Annotated in this window: 2 protein-coding genes; both read left to right on the forward strand. The window is 70.1% G+C overall.

What is annotated here, in order from left to right:
* Window positions 1-729 (forward strand): pyrroline-5-carboxylate reductase family protein (locus tag VN047_RS07360; protein WP_325541477.1); only part of this gene is annotated, 729 nt, incomplete at its 5' end.
* 10 nt (window positions 730-739) lie between these two features.
* Window positions 740-1,840: aldehyde dehydrogenase family protein (locus tag VN047_RS07365; protein WP_325541478.1), on the forward strand; the 1,101-nt coding region annotated here is incomplete at its 3' end.

Genomic DNA, 1,840 nt, shown 5'->3' on the forward strand with positions numbered 1-1,840 from the left:
ACGGTCGTCGATCCGGCGCCGGCAAACGTGCCGGACGCCGTACAGCAAGTTGCTTCGATTCCTGCCGACCTCGCCCCGCCAACGGTGCTGGTCCTCGCGGTGAAGCCGCAGAAGCTGGCCGAAGCGGCGCCCATGCTGGCCGCGCTGGCGGGCCCCGGGACAATAGTCGTGTCGGTGCTCGCGGCGGTCGAGCTTGCGACGCTGCGGCACTATTTCCCGAACGCTGGCGCCTTGGTGCGCGCGGTCCCCAACCTCCCCGCGGCGATCGGCCGGGGTCTTACCGCGCTCACGGGTCACGGACTCGACGATACCGCCCGGGCGCTCGTCACGGCGCTGTTCGCTCCGCTCGGCACCGCATTATGGATGGATGACGAAGCGTCCTGCGCCGCCGCGACGACGGTTTCGGGAGCGACGCCGGCCTTTTTCTTCCGCATCGCCGACGCGATGGCGACCGCATCCGAAGCGCAGGGTCTCAGCCGTGATCAGGCGCTTCGACTCATTGCCGAAACGATGGTCGGCGCGGGCGCGATGCTGTGCGAGGCGGACGCAGATCCCGCCGACATGGCGCGCCGCGTCGCCAGTCCGGGCGGTGTGACACTGGCCGGTCTCGCGATCCTCGACGAAGGCGATGCGCTCGAAAGGCTGATGGGCGACACGATCGCCGCTGCCGCAACGCGCAACGCCGAAATGACCCGGACCTTCCGGCCCGACCCCCTCCCCGAACAGTGAAGGACGATCCATGCTAGCTGGCACCATTTTCATCGGCGGCGCCGAAGAAACCACGACGGACATTTTCTCCGCGACCGATCCGTCGACCGGGCAGGCGATCGCGCCGTCGTTCAGCGCGGCGGGAACCGGTCATGTAGACCGCGCCTGCGCGCTCGCCGACGACGCCTTTGCCGCCTTTTCCGAAACCACGCCCGAAGCGCGCGCGGCGTTTCTCGAAGCGATCGCCGATGAAATCGGCGCGATCGGCGACGACCTCATCGAGCGCGCGATGGCCGAAAGCGGCCTGCCGCGCGTGCGACTGGAAGGCGAGCGCGGCCGCACGATCGGGCAGCTCCGCATGTTCGCCGCTTTCGTCCGCGCCGGCGACTGGCTGCACGCGACGATCGATCCCGCACTGCCCGACCGCGCGCCGCTGCCACGCCCCGACCTGCGCCGCCGTCATGTCGCACTGGGCCCGGTCGCGGTGTTCGGCGCAAGCAACTTTCCGCTCGCCTTTTCCGTTGCGGGCGGTGACACCGCATCGGCGTTCGCGGCGGGCTGCCCCGTCGTGGTCAAGGGCCATCCCGCGCATCCGGGGACGGGCGAACTCGTCGCGCGTGCGATCCGCGCGGCGGTGAAAAGCTGCGGACTGCCCGAAGGCGTCTTCTCGTATCTTCCCGGCCCGTCGAATGCCCTCGGCGCCGCGCTCGTCGCCGACTCCCGGATCAAGGCGGCAGGCTTTACGGGCTCGCGGGGCGGCGGGCTCGCACTGATGCAGATCGCCGCGGCCCGACCCGAGCCGATCCCGGTGTATGCCGAAATGAGCAGCATCAATCCCGTAATCCTCTTCCCCGCCGCGCTCCGCAATCGCGCCGACGCGCTGGGCGAAGGTTTCGCGCAGTCGCTGACGATGGGGGCGGGGCAGTTCTGCACCAACCCGGGCCTGCTGATCGCGATCGACAGCCCCGATCTCGACCGCTTCGTCGCCGCGGCGGCAGCCGCGCTGTCGGGCATCGCCCCGGCGACGATGTTGACCCCCGCGATTCATGCGAGCTTCGAGCGCGGCGTGGATGCGCTTGAGCGCCATGCCGCAACGCGGCTCGTCGCGCGCGGGGCCGAGGATGGTGCCGAT

It is taken from the genome of Sphingopyxis sp., assembly GCF_035565275.1.
In the GTDB taxonomy this organism is placed as follows: domain Bacteria; phylum Pseudomonadota; class Alphaproteobacteria; order Sphingomonadales; family Sphingomonadaceae; genus Sphingopyxis.